Source organism: Nocardioides humi (assembly GCF_006494775.1).
Lineage (GTDB): Bacteria > Actinomycetota > Actinomycetes > Propionibacteriales > Nocardioidaceae > Nocardioides > Nocardioides humi.
This window is the reverse complement of the sequence record NZ_CP041146.1, coordinates 2,270,369-2,289,347: the sequence shown is the minus strand read 5'-3', so window position 1 is coordinate 2,289,347 and position 18,979 is coordinate 2,270,369. Positions and strand designations below refer to the sequence as shown.

Annotated in this window: 12 protein-coding genes; 5 read left to right on the top strand and 7 right to left on the bottom strand. The window is 73.8% G+C overall.

The window, feature by feature from the left end; all coding sequences use genetic code 11:
- Positions 1-118: 118 nt before the first annotated feature.
- Positions 119-5,482 carry a PKD domain-containing protein gene (locus FIV44_RS11310; protein WP_141004526.1) on the bottom strand — a complete coding sequence of 1,788 codons (5,364 nt, stop codon included), beginning with the start codon at positions 5,480-5,482 and terminating at the stop codon, positions 119-121.
- A gap of 575 nt (positions 5,483-6,057) precedes the next feature.
- On the opposite strand from FIV44_RS11310, the gene FIV44_RS11305 reads away from it, so the two are divergent.
- From FIV44_RS11305 to FIV44_RS11285, 5 genes are read left to right on the top strand one after another with little or no spacing between them, the layout of a single operon-like run.
- Positions 6,058-7,437 carry a YveK family protein gene (locus FIV44_RS11305; protein WP_181411115.1) on the top strand — a complete coding sequence of 460 codons (1,380 nt, stop codon included), beginning with the start codon at positions 6,058-6,060 and terminating at the stop codon, positions 7,435-7,437.
- A complete protein-coding gene (locus FIV44_RS11300; protein ID WP_141004524.1) occupies positions 7,434-8,915 on the top strand; it encodes a lipopolysaccharide biosynthesis protein in 1,482 nt (493 codons plus the stop codon). Before FIV44_RS11305 ends, FIV44_RS11300 begins: the two co-directional genes overlap by 4 nt.
- A complete protein-coding gene (locus FIV44_RS11295; RefSeq protein ID WP_141004523.1) occupies positions 8,912-9,787 on the top strand; it encodes a sulfotransferase family protein in 876 nt (291 codons plus the stop codon). Before FIV44_RS11300 ends, FIV44_RS11295 begins: the two co-directional genes overlap by 4 nt.
- Positions 9,784-10,986, top strand: coding sequence for a ParB N-terminal domain-containing protein (locus tag FIV44_RS11290; protein WP_219996399.1), 1,203 nt, complete (start codon positions 9,784-9,786; stop codon positions 10,984-10,986). Before FIV44_RS11295 ends, FIV44_RS11290 begins: the two co-directional genes overlap by 4 nt.
- The gene (locus FIV44_RS11285; protein WP_141004521.1) at positions 10,983-12,149 is read left to right on the top strand and encodes an aminoglycoside phosphotransferase/kinase family protein; all 1,167 of its coding nucleotides are present in this window, start codon (positions 10,983-10,985) and stop codon (positions 12,147-12,149) included. Before FIV44_RS11290 ends, FIV44_RS11285 begins: the two co-directional genes overlap by 4 nt.
- On the opposite strand, the gene FIV44_RS11280 is transcribed toward FIV44_RS11285, so the two are convergent.
- From FIV44_RS11280 to FIV44_RS30410, 6 genes are all read right to left on the bottom strand, one after another.
- The gene (locus tag FIV44_RS11280) at positions 12,138-13,568 is read right to left on the bottom strand and encodes a carbohydrate binding domain-containing protein (RefSeq protein WP_181411114.1); all 1,431 of its coding nucleotides are present in this window, start codon (positions 13,566-13,568) and stop codon (positions 12,138-12,140) included. The two genes, FIV44_RS11285 and FIV44_RS11280, sit on opposite strands and share 12 nt — an antisense overlap.
- 239 nt (positions 13,569-13,807) lie before the next feature.
- A complete protein-coding gene (locus tag FIV44_RS30420) occupies positions 13,808-15,097 on the bottom strand; it encodes an HNH endonuclease signature motif containing protein (protein WP_181411113.1) in 1,290 nt (429 codons plus the stop codon).
- Positions 15,098-15,240: 143 nt separating this feature from the next.
- Positions 15,241-16,110 (bottom strand): glycosyltransferase family 2 protein, encoded by an 870-nt coding sequence (locus FIV44_RS11275; protein WP_141004519.1) that lies wholly within the window; start codon positions 16,108-16,110, stop codon positions 15,241-15,243.
- Complete coding sequence (locus FIV44_RS11270) at positions 16,107-16,307, bottom strand: hypothetical protein (RefSeq protein WP_181411112.1); 201 nt, start codon at positions 16,305-16,307, stop codon at positions 16,107-16,109. The genes FIV44_RS11275 and FIV44_RS11270 overlap by 4 nt, the downstream gene beginning before the upstream one ends.
- Positions 16,304-16,834: a CDP-alcohol phosphatidyltransferase family protein gene (locus tag FIV44_RS30415; RefSeq protein WP_181411111.1), complete on the bottom strand. Its 531-nt coding sequence runs from the start codon at positions 16,832-16,834 to the stop codon at positions 16,304-16,306. The genes FIV44_RS11270 and FIV44_RS30415 overlap by 4 nt, the downstream gene beginning before the upstream one ends.
- Entirely contained in the window at positions 16,831-18,870 is a 2,040-nt protein-coding gene (locus tag FIV44_RS30410; RefSeq protein ID WP_181411110.1) for a hypothetical protein, read from the bottom strand. Before FIV44_RS30410 ends, FIV44_RS30415 begins: the two co-directional genes overlap by 4 nt.
- Positions 18,871-18,979: the final 109 nt, after the last annotated feature.

Below are 18,979 nucleotides of genomic sequence, written 5' to 3'. Positions count from 1 at the left end.
CCGGTTGTGGACGCGTCATGTCGAGATTATGCGCGGCCCGCCGGATCCTGTTCACGGAAGCCGGGAACGTACCCAATTTTTGACTGTTCAAGATAGGTGTTGGTGATGCCTCACCCCCTCACGGTGTGGTAACGGTCACTTGCCGGGTGGTCGTGGTGGCCGCGCCCCACCCGTCGGTCACCGTCAGCGCGACGGTGTAGGTCCCGGCGGCCGGGAAGCTGTGCGAGGTGGCCGACGCCGTCGAGTTCGGGCGGCCGTCGCCCCAGACCCAGCGGTAGGTGATGGTGTCGCCGGTGTCGGGGTCGGTCGAGCCGACCGCGGAGAAGTTGCAGGTCAGCCCGGAGCAGGCCGGCGGGTTGAGGACGGCGACCGGCGGCCGGTTCCCCGGAGGCGCGGTGATGGTGACCGTCCGGGTCGCGGTGGCGGTGAGGCCCCACTCGTCCCGCGCGGTGAGCGTCACGGTGTAGGTGCCCGGCGCCGCGTAGGTCCGGGTCGGCGCCGGTCCGGATCCGCTGCCGTTGCCGAAGTTCCACGCGTAGGTGAGCGTGGTCGCGTTCTCGTCGGTCGAGCCGCGCGCGTCGAAGCTGCAGGCGTTCGCCGTGCAGGTGGCGGTGAAGCTCGCGACCGGCGGGTCGTTCGGCGGGTGGACGACGCTCGCGCGCCGCTCGTAGATCGCGCTGATGAAGTTGTGGTGGTCGATGGCGCGCACCCGCACGGTGTAGGCGCCGGGCGGGATCACCGGCGTCGTGTAGGAGAAGTTCGAGCCGGGCGTCCCGGGGCTGTTGAGGAAGGCCGTGCGCCAGCTCGCGGCGGTGCTGGTGAAGGTGCCCGTCGAGCTCATGTACTGCCCGGCGGCGTTGACGATCGCGACCTGGACCTCCTGCATCGCCTGGTCGTCCTCGGCGCGCCCGCTGACGAAGATCTTGCCGTCGGGGAAGGTGGTGCCCTCGGTCGGGCTGAGCAGCGCCTCGTTCAGCACCGGCGGCCGGTCGCCCGGGTAGATCGGGTACCGCGCCGTCGCCCCGGTCGTCGTCGGGTCCTGCTGGCCGGCCGTGTCGATGGCGAACGCCGTGACGTTCCAGTCGCCCTGCGTCGGCAGCGCGACGTTGAGCGACCAGGTCGTGTTCGTCGCGCCGGGGTTGGCCAGGGTCGCGTAGAGCATCGCCATCGACGCGGACATGGTCCCGTTGGGCTGCAGGTAGCGACTGGTGTCGGCGTCGCGGATCGTGACCCCCACCTGGGCGACGCCCTTGTCGTCGGTCGCCCTCCCGGTCAGGTTGAGCAGCAGCACCTGCTGCCCGGTGACGGTGCCGGTCACGTCGAGCAGCCCGTTCGGCGGGCTGTCGCCGGGGATCTGGGCGTTGAGCGTGAGCCGGCCCTGGTTCGCCGACGAGGTGCTCAGCCCGATCCGGTCGCTGGCGCTGACGGTGAAGGTGTAGCTGCCCGGCGTGAGGTTGAACGGTGTCGTGTAGGACCAGTTGTAGCTGGGCTGGTTGAGGTTGACCGGCGAGATCCGGTACGACCCGGCCACGACGCCGGTGCCCCACGACCCGTCGGCGGCGAGCCGCTCCCCGGTGGAGTTGTTGCGGAGCGTGATCGTCACCGCGGCGAGGGCCTCGTCGTCGTTCGCCGATCCCGCGAAGGTGAGCGGACTGCCGGGGGTGACGTTCACCGTCTGGGCCGCCGTGGGCGGCACCATGGTCGCCGGCTGGGTGATGGACACCGTCGGCGGCTGGCCGTTCTCGCTCACGATCCAGCGCCGGTCGGAGGTGTCGAGCGAGGACTGCCCGGTGGTGTCGGTGGCCCGCGCCTGTGCCCACCACGTGTCCTCGTAGGGCACGGTGATCTCGTACGACCAGGTCGTGCTCGTGGCGCCGAGGACGTCCGGCGTCACCCGGAAGCTGCGGTAGGTGCCCGAGACGGTGCCGTCCTCCTGCAGGTAGCGGTTCTGGCTGTCGCGCAGCGTGAAGCTGACCCCGTCGACGCCGAAGTCGTCGGCCGCGGTCCCGGTGATCGTGAAGGTCAGCGCGTTGACCGGGCTCGCCGGGCCCGTGATGCTCGTGGTCGGCGGCCGGTCGCTGGTGCCGAACGTCTCGAACTTCTTGGTGGCCTTCGTGTTGTCGCCGGTGCCGTTGCCCGCCACGGCCCGTGCCCGCAGCAGCAGCTCCCGGTTGGCGGTCATCGTGAGCGGGAGCCGCCAGGTGCGGGAGGACCCGCTGCCGGGATCGAGCGTCGCGTTGATCGTGTTGCTCGTCGTCGTGCCCCAGGTGGTCAGGTCGTCGTTGAGGTAGCGCCCGGTCTTGCGGTCCATCACCTCGATCTCGACCCGCTGGATGCCGCTGGCCGCGGTCGCCGTGCCGGTGATCTCGAACTGCTCGTTCACCGGCTCGATCCGGCCCTCGATCGGCGAGGTGATGACGGTCTGGGTGCCGTTCTGCGCGGGGACGTTGTTGAAGTCGAAGAACGCCACCCGGCCCACGTTGTAGCTGCCCTTGGTGTTGCCGTCGCCGCCGACGAAGAGACCGCGCGGCGTGGCCTCGATGTGCTTGTCGCCCTCGTAGGAGTTGGAGGGCGCGAACCATTCCAGGGCGTGGCCGTCGGCGGGGTCGAGGGCGGCGAGGTGGAAGCGCTTGACGACCGCGTCGCCGAGGGCGTACGCCGACAGGCCCTGCCCGGTGCCGTACCCGACGTCGTCCAGGCCCGGCCACGGGATCGGCGCGCTCGCCGACTCGGCCCACTGGAAGTGCCCGCCGATGTAGATGCCGGCCTCGGTGGCGGCGACCGAGTAGACGGAGTCGAAGTGCCGCGAGATCCACAGCGGCTCGGCGTCGCTGTCGTCGTCGAGGGCGTAGGCGATCACCGTGTCGTTGATCGGCGGGCGGTCGCCGCCGGAGCCGCTGGTGACGACGAAGTACGAGTCGTCCGGCCCGATGTCGCCGCCGTACGCGCGCTGGATGCCGCCCACGAACTGCAGGTTGTCCTCCCACAGGCTGGTCTTCCAGGGCGTGAGCTTGTTCGTGCGGGTGTTGATGATCGCGACGCCGTACCGGTCCTTGCCGTTGACCTGCCGCCCGGTGTGCACGACCAGGAGCCGGCCCTCGTCGTGGGTGAGCTTGAGCCGCTGCACGGCGAGGTCGCCGTTGGTGCCGATGCCGCCGGTGAGGTTGTTGACGAAATCGGCGCGCACCGCGCCGGTCCGGCCGTCCAGGGCGGCGAGGGCCCCGCGCGGCACGTTGTTGATCGTCGTGAACCGGCCGCCGGCGTACACCGTCGAGTTCGTCACGGCCAGCTCGTTGACCTTCCCGTTGGCGTTGGCCGTGAAGGCCTCCACGGGCGCGCCGGTGGCCGGGTCGATCTGCGCGATCGCCTTGCGGCTCAGGCCGTTGACGGTGCCGAAGTTGCCCCCGATGTAGAGCCTGCTGCCGTCGGGGGAGGCCTCGACGGCGACGACCTGGCCGTTGGTGAAGGTCGGCCGGAAGGACGTGTCGACCTGCCCGGTGCTCCAGTTGTACGCCGCCAGGTAGGCCTGGTTGACGACCGCCCCGTTGTTCGGCTGGCGGATCGAGGTGAACGTGCCCGCGACGTACACGCGGTTGCCGACGACCTCGATGTCCCAGATCTCGCCGCTGGTGATCGTGGGCTGGTTGGTGCGCGGCGTGTCCGGCACCAGGCCGGTGTGGCCCGGCGGCGCCACCGGCAGCACGGCGGTCGCGCTGCTCGTGGCCTGGTCGGTGTGGCCGTGGCCGTCGTCCACGGTCAGGGTGACCGTGCGGGTCCCGGGGGTCGCGTACCTGTGCTCGGGGTTGACGCCGGTGCCGGTCTGTCCGTCGCCGAACTGCCAGTGGTAGGTCAGCGGGTCCTTGTCGACGTCGAAGGAGTGGGCGGCGTCGAACTCGCAGGTGAGGCCCGCGCAGCCGGTCGTGAACTCCGCGACGGGCGGCACGTTCGTGCCGGTGGTGTCGACGCCGGGGTCGAGCACGATCGAGAACATCGTCGACCGGCTGGCCGAGGTGCTCGTGGTGGCGGTGCGGCCCGCGACCGGCCCGACGGGTACGGCGCCGCCGGAGTCGGCGAGCACGCCGCTCACCTTCCCCGAGCCGGTCGCCGCCGCCTGGCTGCGGGTGGTGGTGCCGGCGGGCAGCGTCCAGGTGGTGTCCGTCGCGGACTTCTCGGTCCACAGGTTGACCAGCCACGAGTTCGCGTGCACCGCGGTGCTGGCCGGCGTGGTGTGGCTGGTGGCCGGGGCGTCCGCACCCCCCGCGGCGGACGCCCCGACCACGGCCGGTCCGGTGGAGCGGTAGGCGGCGACGGACATCACGGACTTCACGTAGGCGCTGTCCGTCACCGTGATCGTCCGGCCCGCGTCGATCGCCGTGGCGCTGCGGGTCCACGCGCGGCCGCGGATGCCGTTGCCGTCGCGCGACTGCAGCAGCTCCCAGCCCGGGAGCGCGTCGTCCAGGGTGGTGCCGGTGGAGTTCGTGACGAGGAAGAGGACCAGCCGGTCCCCGGGCTCGACGGCGGACGGGATCGTGACCGAGTGGCCGGCCCGGTTGCCGGCCGTGCTGGCCGCGCCGACGAAGCCGATCTGCCCGGCCACGACGGCGACGTCGGGGCTGACCTGGCGGGTGGCGGTCGCCTGGTTGCTGCCGTCGCTCACGGTCAGGGTCACGGTCCGCGGTCCCGGCGCGGCGTACGTGCGGCTGGCCGTGCGCCCGGTGCCGAAGCTGCCGTCGCCGAAGCTCCATGCGTAGGTCAGGTCGTCGCCGTCGGGGTCGCTCGACGCGGAGGCGTCGAAGGAGCAGACCAGGCCGCTGCAGCTCGCCGTGAACGAGGCCTCCGGCGGGTTGTCGGGCACGTCGCCGGGACTGATCACGACCGAGTACGTCGCCGTGCGGGACGCGGTCGTGCTCGTGGTCGCCGTACGCGCGACCGCGGTCCCGGAGGCCACGGCGCCGTCGGAGTCGCCCCAGACCGCGCTGATCTTGCCGGCGCCGGTCGCGGCGGCCGTGTCGCGCTGGGTCACGCCGGCGGGCAGCGTCCACGTGGTGTCGTCGGTCGACGACTTCTCCGCCCACACGCCGACCAGCCACGAGCCGGAGCCGGGCACCGCGACGGCCGGTGCGTCGTGGCTGGTGCCGGGGGTGTCGCTGCCGCCGGCGACCGCGGTGACCGACGGCGTCGCGCCGGTGCTGCGGTAGGCCGCGACGGACAGCACGGACTTCGCGGCCGCGCTCGTGGTCGCGGTGACATTGGCGCCGGAGTCGGCGCCGGTGGCGGTGCGCCGCCAGAGCCGGCTGCGCAGGCCGTTGCCCTCCCGGCCCTCCACCAGGGTCCATCCGGCCAGGGCGTCGGGGATCGTGGCGGTCGCGGAGTTCGTGGTGAGCGCCAGCAGCAGCACGTCGCCGGCACGCACCGCGGCCGGGACCCGCACCGTGTGGGCGGTCCGGTTGCCGGCCGTGCTGGTTGCGGCGACGAAGGACACCTCTCCCGGCGCGGCCTGGGCCGGCGGCGTGAGTGGCGCGAGCGCGGGGACGATCAGGAATGCCGCGACGATGGGGACGGCGGCGAACCTGGCGATATGTCTCCTCAGTCGGCCTGGGACCGGGTGGCATCGACTGTTGGCTGGAGACATGAGCTTCACCGACCCCGCACTCGCAAGGCCCTCGGTCCTGAGGGCGTTGCGATCGTGCCAACCCTTCGGCACCCGTGGCATGACCGATATTGGGCAGGTGACGGCGGCCACGAGGGCTTCCGCGACCGGTGCGCGGCCGCCCATCCCACAAATTGGGGGTATCCGCCCATCCGCCCGCCCGGAGCCGGCCGGCGTGCCCATCATGGGTCGGTCGTCGACCGGGAGGTGCCATGGGACAGCGCCGGATAGCCTGGATCCGCGGCAGGACCCCTGCTGCGCGATCCCACAGCGGCGCGCTGGCTGCGTTGCCGACGCTCGACGGTGCAACCAGACCGCCCTCGCGCCGGCGCCTTGCCATCACGCCCCTGTGGAACCGCTCGCGACGGCGTCCTCCCACGGATCCAGGCTTCGTCACCCCGCGACTGGTGCTCGCGGCGGTGCTCACGGCTGCCCTGTGCGCGGGCGCGGCCGTGGCTTGGGCCCTGCACCGCGAGGACGAGCACGTCGCCACCGCGGTGATCATGCTGCACCCGCTCGAGGGCAACGCCTACAGCCCCGGCGGCCGCGGCGACGACCTGGTGAACCTCGCGACCGAGGCCCAGGTGCTCCGCTCGGACGCCGTGGCCCGGGCCGTGCTGACCGAGCTCGGCCTGGACGGTGAGCCGGCCGACCTGCTCGCGACGGTGAGCGTGAGCGTCCCGCCCAACACCCAGCTGCTCGAGATCACGACCCGCGGCCCGGACGACAGCACGGCGGTCGAGCGGGCCTCCGCGTTCGCCGACGTCTATCTCCGGTTCCGCCGGTCCCGCACCGAGTCGGCGATCTTCGAGCGGACCTCCCGCCTCGACGAGCTGGTCGGGCTGCGCGAGGGCGAGCGCAACGCCGCGCTGGCCCGGCTGGACAAGCTGGCGCCGGACGCGCCCAAGCGCACGCTGATCGAGCAGCAGGTGCAGGAGGTGGTCGTGCAGATCAGCTCCCTGCGCGCCCAGCTCGCGGCGGCGCAGGCCGTCAGCCTGGACCCGGGGCAGCTGGTGACCCCCGGGAAGGTCGACCGGGGCGGGCCGTGGGCGGACCCGATGCGGGCCGGGCCCGCCGCCGGCGTCCTCGGGCTGCTGCTGGTGCTCGCCGTGGCGGTGGTCCGCGCCGGACGGCCGGTGCCGGACGTCGTCCGGGGTCTCGAGGACCTCGCCGACGGCGGTCCCGCGCCCCTCGGCGTGCTCCGGACCCCGGTCCGGGCCGACGACGACGTGATCGCCCACGTGCGGTCCGCGGTGCTCGCCGTCGGCTCGGACCGGCCCGCCGTGGTGACGGTCGCGGCGGCCGGCCGGGAGGACGAGGCGGCGTCCTTCGCCGCGCTGGTCGACTCCCTCGCCAGGGCGCGGTTCGAGGTGATCGCCGTCGACCTCACCCGGGACGACGACGCGGCCGCGATGGCCGAGCTGGTGCAGCTGCGGGCCGTCGTGGACGACGTCCTGCTCGAGGACGGGGACTTCCGCAGCCGGCTGGTGCCGTCGGACGACCCGGCGGGCGAGCCCTCGGACGAGCCGGGGGTGGATCTCGCGGACCTGGTCGCCTCGGCGGAGATGCAGCGCAGCCTGGCGCAGCTGGCCAAGCACGCGGACGTGGTCGTGGTCGGCTCACCCGGGTTCGCCACCGCCGTGGGCCGGGGGCTGCTCGCGGCCTCGAGCGCGGTGGTGGTCGAGCTGCGGCCGCGAGCGTGCACCCTGCCGGAGATCGACGTCCTGCTCACCGAGGCCGAGCGCAGCGGCACCGAGGTCGTCGGCTTCGTGGAGGTGCGTCCGTGACCGACGAGCGCGGACACCTGCGCGCGGTCGCACGGGGGAGCGCCGCCACCCTGGCCGGAGCGGTGCTGAGCACCGTGGCCGGGTTCGGTCTGGTGCTCGTGGTGACCCGCAGCGTGCCCCCGGACGCGGCGGGCCGCTTCTTCGCGGCCTCCGCGGTCTTCCTGGTCGCGCTCGCGGCCGCCGGGCTGGGCACCGACACCGGGCTGGCCCGGTTCGTGCTGCGCGACGACCGGCCCGACGCCGTACGGGCCCTCGTGCGGATCGCGGCCGTGCCCGTGCTGCTGACCGCCTGCGGCCTGGCCCTCGCCCTCGCGGTGTGGTGGCCGGACACCCGCGGCCTGGTGTGGGCGCTGCCCCTGGCCGCCGGCTCGGACCTGTGCCTGGCCGCACTCCGCGCGCACGCCCGCTTCCGGGACACCGTGCTCGTCGACCGGATCGTGCGCCCCGGGATGCAGATCGTGCTGGTCGTGGGGGTGATCGCCGCCGGCATCCCGGCGGGCATCGCCGCGGCGTGGGCGGCCGGGTACGTCGTCAGCGCGCTGCTCGCGCTCCGCTCGCTGCGCCGGCTCCTCGGGCGCCGGCCCCGGTCCGGGACCGCCGCCGCCACGGAGGCGGTCGGCGCCCGGGAGTACTGGACCTTCACCTGGCCTCGTGCCGTCGCCCGGATCGCCCAGGTCGGCGTGCAGCGGCTCGACATCGTGCTCGTCGCCGTCCTGCTGTCCCCGGGGGAGGCGGCGCTCTACACGGTCGCGACCCGGTTCGTCGTGTTCGGGCAGCTGGCCAACCAGGCGGTGTCCTCGGTGGTGCAGCCGCGGTTCACCCTGATCCTGGCCGGCCCGGCGGACACCGCACCGGCGCTGGTCACCCGGGTCTTCGGGGTGAGCACGTGCTGGAGCATGCTGCTGGCCTGGCCGGTCTACCTCGCGGTCGCCGCCGCCCCGATGGCCTATCTCGGCTGGTTCGGGGCGTCGTACACGACCGGGGAGGCCGCCACCGTCGCCCTCGTCATGGCCGCCGGGATGCTCGTCGCCGTCGCGTCCGGGCCGGTCGACACGCTGCTGCTGATGATCGGCCGCAGCGGCCGGAGCCTGGTCAACACCCTGGTCGCGCTGGCGCTCGACCTCGTGCTGTGCCTGGTGCTGGTCCCGCGGATCGGCATCGCCGGCGCCGCCGTGGCCTGGGTGGTCGCCGTGGTGGTGCGCTGCGTCCTCGCCATCGTCCAGCTGCGCGCCGACATCGGGCTCGCGCCCGCGATGGGCGAGCTGCTGCTCGCCGCGGCGCTTCCGGTGGCGTGCATCGGCGTCCCGGTCGCGCTGCTCGCCGTCGTCGTCGGGCTCTCGCCGCTCGGCTGGCTGCTGGCCTGCGCCGGCTCCGGGATCGGGTACGGCGTCGTGGTGTGGCGGCTGCGCATCCGGCTCTCCGTCGACGTCTTCACCGCCGGGCTGCGGTCGCGGCGGCGGATGGCGGTGGCGGCATGATCCGCCGGCTGGCCGGCCGCCTGCGCCGCCGGCTGCCGCGCCCGCTGCGTCGTACCGCACGGGCGGTGCTGCTCGCCTGGGGCTGGCTCACCGCGGACCTGCGCCAGGAGCCGGGGATCGTCGTCGTCGGCGCGCAGCGCGCCGGCACCACGACGCTGTTCCGGCTGCTCAGCGAGCACCCCGCGCTGTGCCGGCCGACGGTCGACAAGGGGACCGGCTACTTCGACGACGGCTACCGGCACGGCCGGCGCTGGTACCGCGCGCACTTCCCGCTGCGCTCGAGCGCCCGGGGGAGGGTGGCGTTCGAGTGCAGCGGCTACTACCTCTTCCACCCGCTCGCCGCCGAGCGGATCGCCCGCGACCTGCCCGGCTGCCAGGTCGTCGTCATGGTGCGCGACCCGGTCGCCCGCGCCCACTCCGCCCACCGGCACGAGACGGCGCGTGGCTTCGACACGCTGCCCTTCGCCGACGCCGTCGCGCAGGAGGCGGAGCGCACCGCCGGGCTGACGGACCTGCTCGCCGGCTCCCCGGGCGCGACCAGCTTCGCCCACCGCCACCACGCCTACCTCCAGCGCGGGGAGTACGCGTCGCAGGTGCAGCGGTACGTCGACGCCCTCGGCCGGGGCCGTGTGCACGTCGTCGACGCCGACGCCCTCTTCGCCGACCCGGTCTCCGGGTACGTCGAGCTGCAGCGCCGGCTCGGCCTGCCCCTGCACCGGCCCGCCGAGGTCGGGCGCTGGAACGAGCGACCCGGCGCCCCGCTCCCCCCTGACCTGGAGGCCGCCCTGCGCCGCCACTTCGACCGATCCGACGCGGCCCTCGCCGAGTACCTCGGCAGGGCGCCCACCTGGCGAGAGGAATCCCTATCGTGACCACCCTGCTCAACGCCCCCGCCCGCCATCGCCTGGCGCGGCTCACCCGCTGGCATCCCGGCCTGCGCGAGGTCCCCGTCGGCCAGCTGCTCCTGGGCGGGCAGAACGGGATGACCGCCGCGCAGTTCGCGACGGCGCTGGGCGACCCGCTGTGGCCCTCGCGCCGGGTGGCGGACGGCCCGCACGCCGCCCTGCTCGCCCTCGGCGGGACGGGCGCGGAGCCGACGGACGAGGAGATCCTCGCGTCGTCGTACGCCCGGATGGGGCGGGTGTGCATCCGGCACACCGGCCGGTACTTCGGCGCCACCGATGATGCGGGGATCCTCGCGCAGGCGCGGCGGTTCCTCGACGACGCCGACCACGCCGAGGCGCCCGCCGAGGACCTGCACTCCCCGCCGGGACAGCCGGTGCTCGCCGTGCCGGTGGCGGACTCGCACTGCTACCAGGTCGTCGACGGCCACCACCGGGTCGCCGCGGCGGCGGCCGCGGGGGAGACGACGGTGCCGGTGCGGGTACGACGCGGCGCGGTCAGCACGCCGCTGCAGGACCTGCTGCGGAAGATGTCGTGGCTCCACGGCGGCCGCGAGCTCTACCAGCCCGTCGACGCGCCCGAGCTCGACGCGCACTGGCCGACCGTGCGCTGCTGCACCGACCGGCTCGAGGCCATGGACGCCTTCCTGCGCCGGGTCATCGGGCCCACGCTGTCGGGGAGCTATCTGGACGTGGCCAGCTGCTACGGCTGGTTCGTCGCCCAGATGGCCGAGCGCGGGCTCGACGCGGAGGGCATGGAGCGTGACCCGCTGGGCGCCACGCTCGGGCGCCTCGTCTACGGGCTCGACCCGGAGCGGATCCGGATCGGCGACGCGGTCGGCCTGCTGCGGGGCACCCGCGAGACGTGGGACGTCGTGTCCTGCTTCAGCCTGCTCCACCACTTCGTGCTCGGCCGCGGCAGCTGCGACGAGGTCGAGCTGGTGCGGCTGCTGGACCGGGCGACCGGGCGGGTCCTGTTCCTCGACACCGGGCAGGAGCACGAGCGCTGGTTCCGCTCCTCGCTGCGCGGCTGGAACCCGGACCACATCCGCCGGTTCCTGCTCGAGAACACCACCTTCTCCCAGGTGCTCGACCTCGGACCCGACCGGGACGCCGTCGGGCCCTACGCCGACAACTACGGCCGCCACCTGTTCGCGTGCGTCCGATGAGTGCCGACCTCCTGGAGACCGCCGCCGAGCTGTGGCCCGGCGCCGACGTCGTACCCGCCGGCACGGCCGGCGACGGACGCCCCGTGCGCGCCCGGTACGCGGTCGTCAGCCGCGGCAGCACGCCGACGGTGCTCGTCCCCGTCGACTCCTCCGTCGCGGCGGGCGCGTCGCTGCGGCGGATCAGCACCGCGTCGAGCTGGTGGGACTCCACCGCCCGGGTCGCGGCCGGCGCCGCAGTGCGCGCCGTACCCGGTCTGCTGCGGCACCGGGTGGAGGTGCGCGGCGGCGACGACGGCCTGGCCGAGCACCTCTCGTCGGTGCTCGGCACGCCCGTCAGCTTCAGCATCACGATCGGCACCGCGCGGGTGAACCGCAAGCCGGTGCTCCAGGTGTTCGACGAGCAGGGGCGCTGCCGGGCCTTCGCCAAGGTGGGCTGGTCCGATCACACCTGCGCGGACGTCGCCGCCGAGGGGCGGGCACTCGCCGCCGTGACGTCGCAGGAGTACCGGTATGTCGTCCCGCCGCCGCTGATCGCGCGCACCTCCTGGCGCGGCCGGCCGGTGCTCCTCGCCGGTCCGCTCGCGCCGTCGCCGTGGCAGCGGCACCGGAGCTCGTGGACGCCGCCCGTGGCCGCGATGGACGAGCTCGCCGGGAGCTTCAGCATCCCGGACGGGCCGCTGGCCGAGTCCGCCTGGTGGCGGCAGCAGTGGCAGGTCGCCGGGAGCCTCGCCGACCCGGTGAGCCGGGGCCGCCTCGGCCGGGCGATGGAGCGGGTCGCCGCCATCACCGGCAGCCGTCCCCTCTCGTGGGGCGCCTGGCACGGCGACTGGACGCCGTGGAACATGGCGGTCTCCGGCGAGCGGGTGCTGCTGTGGGACTGGGAGCGGTTCGAGACCGGCGTCCCCACCGGCCTCGACCCGCTCCACTACGTCGTCAACGCGCTCAACGCGGGCTTCCCCTCCTCGCCGGAGGGGGTGCTCCGGGCGCTCGCGTTCGCGTCGTACCCGGACCGCAGCCTCGGCGGCGAGCCGCACGTGCGCAGCCTGCTGTACCTCGTCGCGATCCTGACCCGGTACCTCAGCCTGGTCGAGGCGCCCGGTGGCGAGCACATCTCGCCCCGGGCGACCCTCTCCCTGATCGCGCTGGAGCGGCTACTTGAGTGACGGCGCCCCCGCCAGTGCCTGCGCGAAGGCGTTGCGCTTGACCGCGGTGTTCAGCGTCCACGGCGCGATGCTGTTCAGCGCGCTGTCGAAGTAGCTGTAGGCGATACCGCCGTAGTTCTCCATCAGGTCCACCGCGTCGACGATCTCCGAGGGATGCGCGGCGGCGGCCGTGTCGGTCACGCCGGTCTCGCCGAGCGCCCAGTCGACGTCCATCGTGCGGGCCCAGGCGGCGATCTGCCGGTAATACTGCTCGAAGTCGGTCCACTTCGTGGTGGTGCTGCCGTTCTTGACCACGCCGTACTGCTGGTAGATGTCGAAGCCGGCCACGTCGATCTTCACGCCGCGGGGCCAGATCTGCGCGAGGCTGTACTGCGCCTCGCCGTAGAACTGGTGCCAGCCGGTCATCACCACGGTGAAGGCAACATTGGGCGAGGCGCCCCGCACCAGCGGCGCGAGGTGCTCCTGCATCCGGCGCCACTCCTGGATGTCACCGTCGCCCTCCGGCTCGTGATGGAACGCCACCCACACCGGGCCGCCGAGCGCCCCGAGCCGCTGGGCGAGGTCGACCGCCCACGCGTCGCCCTTGCCGTCGGCCATCTCGGTCCACGAGTGCGGCAGCTTGAAGCTCACCCACGGCAGCCGGCCGGCCGCCAGGTCGGCCTGCGCGATCCGCACGGCCCCCGCCACGCCCGTGGCGTTGAAGTAGGTACGACGGACGCCGAGCCGGTCGCCGAGCTGCTGCTCGAGCGCGCTCGGGTCGGTGTTGGAGCCGTGCGCGGCCCCGACGTAGGTCCCGCACGACGGGATGCCGCGGGCGGTGCGACCGCAGCCGTTCGTCAGCTTCCCGACGACGCCCTCGCTCTCGGACTCCTCGACGATCCGCAGGTCGTCCACGAGGATCCGCTCGTTCGCCGCCACCCGCGGGGAGCGGACGCGCAGCTTCAGCGCGGAGTTGCGCTTCTTCGTCGTGATCCGGGTCTTGATCCGGGTCCAGGTCCCCGCCTTGGCGGCCACCCGGACCGTCCTGGTCTGGACGCGCTTGCCGCCCGCGACCTCGCGCACCCGCAGCGCCACCGTGCGCTTCGTGTCGGTGCGCACCCACATCCGGACGACGTACGACGTCCCGGCCTGGTGCGCCCCGGCGAACCGGTGCCGGCTGATCGCGCCGACCGGCCCGCGCTGCGCCGTACGCACGACCATGGCGCGGCTGTGGTTGCGGCCCGCACCGCTGCGCGACAGCTTGACCCTGCTGCCCTTGACCCCCGCGAACCCGTCCAGGTGCGTTTCGAAGCTTCCCGTGGGGTACGCCTGGGCCGGCGCGGTGCGCGACTGTGCCGGCGGGACGGCCGCGACCGCCCCGATCATCACGGCCACCAGCGCAGCTGACAGCCAGGTCCAACGTCTGTAGGCGTTCTGCACGACGCCACCTCCCCGCATCTGGGCCGTGGGGGAGCATCGCGCACGGCCGCGTACTTCGTCACTCGTTCTGTCGGTCGATCGGCTCGATTCGACCCGGTACGAGGGGTCGGGGCCAATCTCGTCCCCCATATGGGGGACGAGTGAGCGGGGCGTGGGTGGGTCCGACGGGGCTGGTCTGAGCGGCTGGACGTGCCTGCATCCCCGCAACCATGGGGTGTGCGGGGTGCGGGGCGGGGTGGCTATTGGTCTGGTGGGGCTGGGTCGCCGGCGGGGTCGGTCGCGTGGTGGATGGGGTGGGTGCCTCGGTGGTCGACACGGAAGGTGAAACCGTTGGGGCTGGTCCAGACGTAGGTGGCTGGTGCCGTGGTCTGGTAGCGCCAGCGGCTGTGGGTTTTCGCCCGGTGATGGCGTCTGCACAGGGCCACCTCGTTGCACGGACAGGTAGGCCCGCCCTCGCCGTAGGGTCGGGCGTGGTCGAGGTCGCAGCGGGTGGCTGGTCTGGTGCAGTGGGGGAACCGGCACGCATGGTCGCGCAGAGCGACCTGGACGCGGTGGCGGTCGGGGATCTCGTAGGAGTCGATCGGGACGTGGTCGGCCAGGTCGATCACCGGGCGGACGATCACGGTCGAGGCGGTGCCGAGCCACTCGCGGATCTGCTCGCTCGACACGGGGACCTGCTGGTCTTCCCATCTGCCGACGGGGTTCACGCCGGTCAGGGTGGTGTCGGTGATGTGGACGTTCACGATCGCTTTGCGGCCCGGCGAACCCTCCAGATCGAGCGTGAGGTCGGCCCGGGCCAACTCGCCGAGCGCGACCGAGCGGCGCACATCGAGCGGAGCGTCGTTGCCGAGGTCCCCGAGGAGGTGGGCGCGGCGGGCGATCGCAACATCCAGATCACGCCCATCAGCAGCGTCGAGCACGGCATCGAGGTGCACGATCCCGTTCGTGTTGCCGTGGGTGTCGGGGTCCCCGACCTCCACATAGCGCTGGTCCGCAGCCGTCGCGCGTTCGGCTTCGGCGCGTTCGGGGTCGAACCGGAGGATCGCTTCGGCGATCAGCCGGTCCAACTGCGCCCACCCGACCCCGGAGGCATCGAAGAGCTGCCGGTCCACGAACCCAGCCGCCTCAGCACTCAGCCCGTGGGTGAGGTCCGCGATCCGCTCGGCCCGCCACGGCGTCAACCGACCCGCGACCACGGCGGCATAGACCTGAGGCAGCCGCCAGGCGCACTCGATGACCCGCCCCACATAGGCACGCCCACCGTCCGGCGAGCGTCCCAACACGGCGACCAGCTCCATCAACCCGAACTCCGACACCAACGGCGCCCCGTCCCCGGCGATCGGGACCCCGGTGTCGAGGTATCCGTCGGTGATCGTCGCCGCACCCTCCGGCCCGACGACGACGTGGTCGCTGGCCCAGGTGACGATGTCCTGCCATTCCTCGATCAGCAGGGTGTCACGGGCCTGGATCCGCGCACCGACCCGCGACAGCAGTGCTGCCGTCGAACGGGGCTGGGTTCCGAGATCCATGACTGGATTCTCCCACCCACCCCGACACCACGAAACGAGCAGACCCCGCCTGTGGACAGGCGAAAGTCCCTTCCGGCGGTGTGCACGAACGGCTCAGATCCCGTGCCCCCGCCGGTGCGCGAAATCGAGCAGCCGGTCCGCGCTCACGACCCGCAGCGCGACCAGCGCGGCGAGGTACGCCCGCGGCTCCCGGGGGAGGTCCAGGCGGTCCGGCCGGCCCAGCGCAGCGCGTCCCGGCGGCCGAGGGCGGCGAGGGCGAAGGCCTTGCGGCCGAGGAGGCGGGCGAGGGCGCGGCGGTCCTCGTGGAAGACGGCGTGCTTGGCGAGGCCGTAGTCGATCGCGTCGGCGATCGTCCCCCACTGCCGGGAGAACTGGGACCCGCCCCAGCGGACCCGCACCAGCGGCGCGGGTACGACGTGGAACCCGCCGGCGCCGGCGGCCCGGATCATCCAGTCGAAGTCCTCGCCGTAGCTGCCGGGGATGTCCTCGTCGACGAGCCCGATGTCCTTCAGCAGCTCGCGTCGTCGTACCAGCACGGTCGAGGGGTGCGCCTCCATCACCCGCCGCCGTACCAGGTGCCGCAGCTCGAGCGAGGCGGGCGTGGGCACCCGGGTGGTCGTGGTGCCGTCGTAGTCGACCTCGATCCCGGTGACGCAGGTGGGCGGACCGCCGGCGACCAGGGCCCGGACCTGGCGCTCGAGCTTGCCGGGGAGCCAGAGGTCGTCGTCGTCGCAGAAGGCGACCAGCGCGCCGTCGCCGGCGAGGATGCCGGTGTTGCGGGCGCCGGCGAGGCCGGGGCTGCGGTCGTTGGCGACGACGTCGACGGTACGACGGTCCCCGTCGCCGTAGGCGCACAGGTCGGGGTCGGGGGTGGAGCGGTCGAACACGACGATGCACCGGACCCGGCCGGGATACGCCTGCCCGACGACGGCCGCGATGGCCTCGCGCACGAGCACGGGACGGTCGTGGGTGGCGATCACCACGTCGACGTCGGGAAGGTCGGGGAGGCTCATGGCGGACCTGCTTCGAGGGAGGGGACACGGTCGAGCCGGCGGGCGATGCGCCACATCCGGCGAAGGTTGACGACGGTGGCGATGACATAGAAGGCGAGGGCGACCAGCAGGCCGCCGGCCGCCGCCCGAGCACCGGCGAGCGGCAGCAGGCCGAGCACGAGCGTCTCGGCCTCGACCGCCCACGGCACCGGGCTCATCCCGAGCCGGCGGCACACGCGCAGCCAGGGGTCGAGCAACGGCAGGTCGGTGCGGCGCAGCAGGGCTGGGCCCGACCCCCGTCGCCGAGGCCCGCCTGCTCGGCCAGGTGCTTGCGGTGGGCGAGGGCCCACCCGTAGCAGCTGAGCGCGGCGAGCAGCGCGGCCGCGACCGCGGGGTCGGCGTGGTCGTGGCGGACCGCCCACACCGCGAGCCCGGCGTACGCCGCCGTCACGCAGACGACGTCGGTCGCGACGTCGAGCAGGGCGCCCCGGTGCGAGCCGGAGCCCTGCAGCCGGGCGACCTTGCCGTCCACGCAGTCGGCGAAGAAGCGGAGCAGGAAGAGGATCCCGCCGAGGCGGAGCCGGCCGGTGGCCAGGCAGCCGGCGGCGGCGACGCCGAGCAGGCCCGAGACCACGGTCACCCGGTTGGGCGTCACCCACGCCAGCCGGGCGAGGGCGCGGGCGAGCGGGTCGGCCAGCGGGTCGATCGCCAGCCGGGTCCAGATGTCGCGCGGCCGGGCGGTCACGGACGCCTCCTCGCGAGCACGCGGGCCGCCGCCAGGCCGAGGAGCGCCCCGAGGGCGAGGCCGCTGGCGATCGGGACGCCGCGCTCGACGCCGACGGCGTGCGCGGGGCCGACCCGGATCACGCTCCCGACCGCCGGCCGGTGCGTCGTGAGGTGGTCGACCGCGGCCCGCAGGTAGGTCCGGGTCCGCGCCCAGTCCGGGTCCGCGGGGTCGATGGCGGCGAGCCGCTCCCCGAGCCGCGCGACCATGTCGGCGCGACGCCCCTCGAGGACGCGGCCGCGCTCGGCGAGATACTCGTCGACCACGGCGCGGGCGGCCGCCGCCGGATCCCGGTCCGAACCGGTCGTCACGCTCACCTGCAGCACCGTCGACAGCGGGGGCGCGACCACCCGGATGTCGGAGCGCAGGTCCGCGGGTGTCATGTGGACCCGCTGCCCGGCGCGCTCCAGCGCAGGCTCGGAGCGCAGCAGCGCCGCCTCGGTGTCGACCGTCGCCGGGTCCGGCGGCCGGACCACGGCGTCGCTGTCCGCCGCGCGGGCGACGTCGCCGACGTCGAGGTACGTCGGGGACGGGGTGAGCTCCACCGTCACCGTGCTGGTGACCTGGCGATCCGCCCCGACCGTCGTCGCGGCGCCGACCGCCGCGCCCAGGATCCCGGCCACCCCGGCCAGCGCCAGGGCGCGCGCCGGCGGCCGGTGCAGCGTCGGTGGGCGGGCCGTGGGGGACCGCTCCTCGCGCCAGGCGAGCCCCACCGCGGTCATCACGATCAACATCGGCAGCCCGAGGGTGTCGTACACCGTCAGCTGCAGCAGGAAGACGCCGAGGACGAAGGTCGCCACCGTCTGGTTGACGGTCCGACATCGCCAGGTGCGGCGCAGCGCCAGCACGAAGAAGGTCAGGAAGAACAGCGCCCCGATCCAGCCCTGCGAGAACAGCACCAGCCAGAGCTGTCCCTGGGTCCCGAGCGGAGGTACGCCGCACGCCGGGCAGCTCGGCGTGGCGCCGCCCGCGATCGAGGCGAAGCTGCCCTCGACGTCGCGGGTGCTGCCGTACCCCACGACCGGGGAGCCCCGGGTCATCGAGTCGACGGTCGCGACCAGGAGCTGCGAGCGGCGGTCGTTGCTGTGCGGGTGGTCGAGGCGCTCCGAGACCGTGTCCCCCAGGGGCGTGGTCGTCAGCACGACCCCGCCGAGGAGCACGACGGCGGCGAGGCCGGCGAGCGCGGCGTGGTTGCGGCGGGACGCCAGCAGGACCAGCAGGCCCACGGCACCGGCGCCGAGCGCCAGCCACAGGCCGCGGTTGAGGCTCAGCACGACCGGGACGGCGGCCGCCGCCAGCAGGGGACCGGCCAGCCAGCGCCATCGCGACCGGCTCGCGACCACCGTGGCGACGAAGAACACCAGGCTCAGCGAGATCACGCTGCCCCAGGTGTTGGTGAACGGGAACGGCGCCTTCGGCCGCGGCTGGTCGTCGCCGAGGACCCGCTGCACGTCGGCCGCCTCCGCCGACACCAGGGTGCTGACGAAGCCGTTGCCGCGCAGCCCGCCGGGCAGCAGCCGCTCCGCCAGCGTGGTGAAGGTGAGGTCCGGGCTGAGCAGGCCCAGCAGCCCGCCGGCCACGGCGACCACGAAGACCGAGGCCAGCACCCGGCGGACCAGCTGGTCGGGGAGCCGGGAGGCGGGGGTGTTGCCGAGCCAGACCAGCAGCACGGTGCACGACAGGTACCAGCCCAGCCGGTACCCGAAGACCATCAGCCGGCCCGCGCCGCCGTCGTCCACCGCGCCGGGCGCCGCCGCCCACAGTGTGCCCACGCCGAGGAGCACCCACGCCAGGAACAGCAGCCACCACCCGATGTGGGGCGGCAGCGCGATCCGGCGCCGGGTCCACAGGTCCCAGCCCAGGGGTACGGCGAGCAGCAGCGGCACCAACGACGCCACACCCAGCAGCCACCACACGGGCAGGCCGGCGACGCCGACGACGAAGCATCGCTCGGCAACACCCCCGGGCCGGTCCCCCGGTGACGTGGTGGACGCCATGGACGAAGCCAACCCGCCGGCCGTGCTGCATGGCTCACCAAATTTGGGTGACTATCGACGCACGGCCGCTCCGGCACCCCGGACCGTCCTACTGTCACCTCGTCCCGGG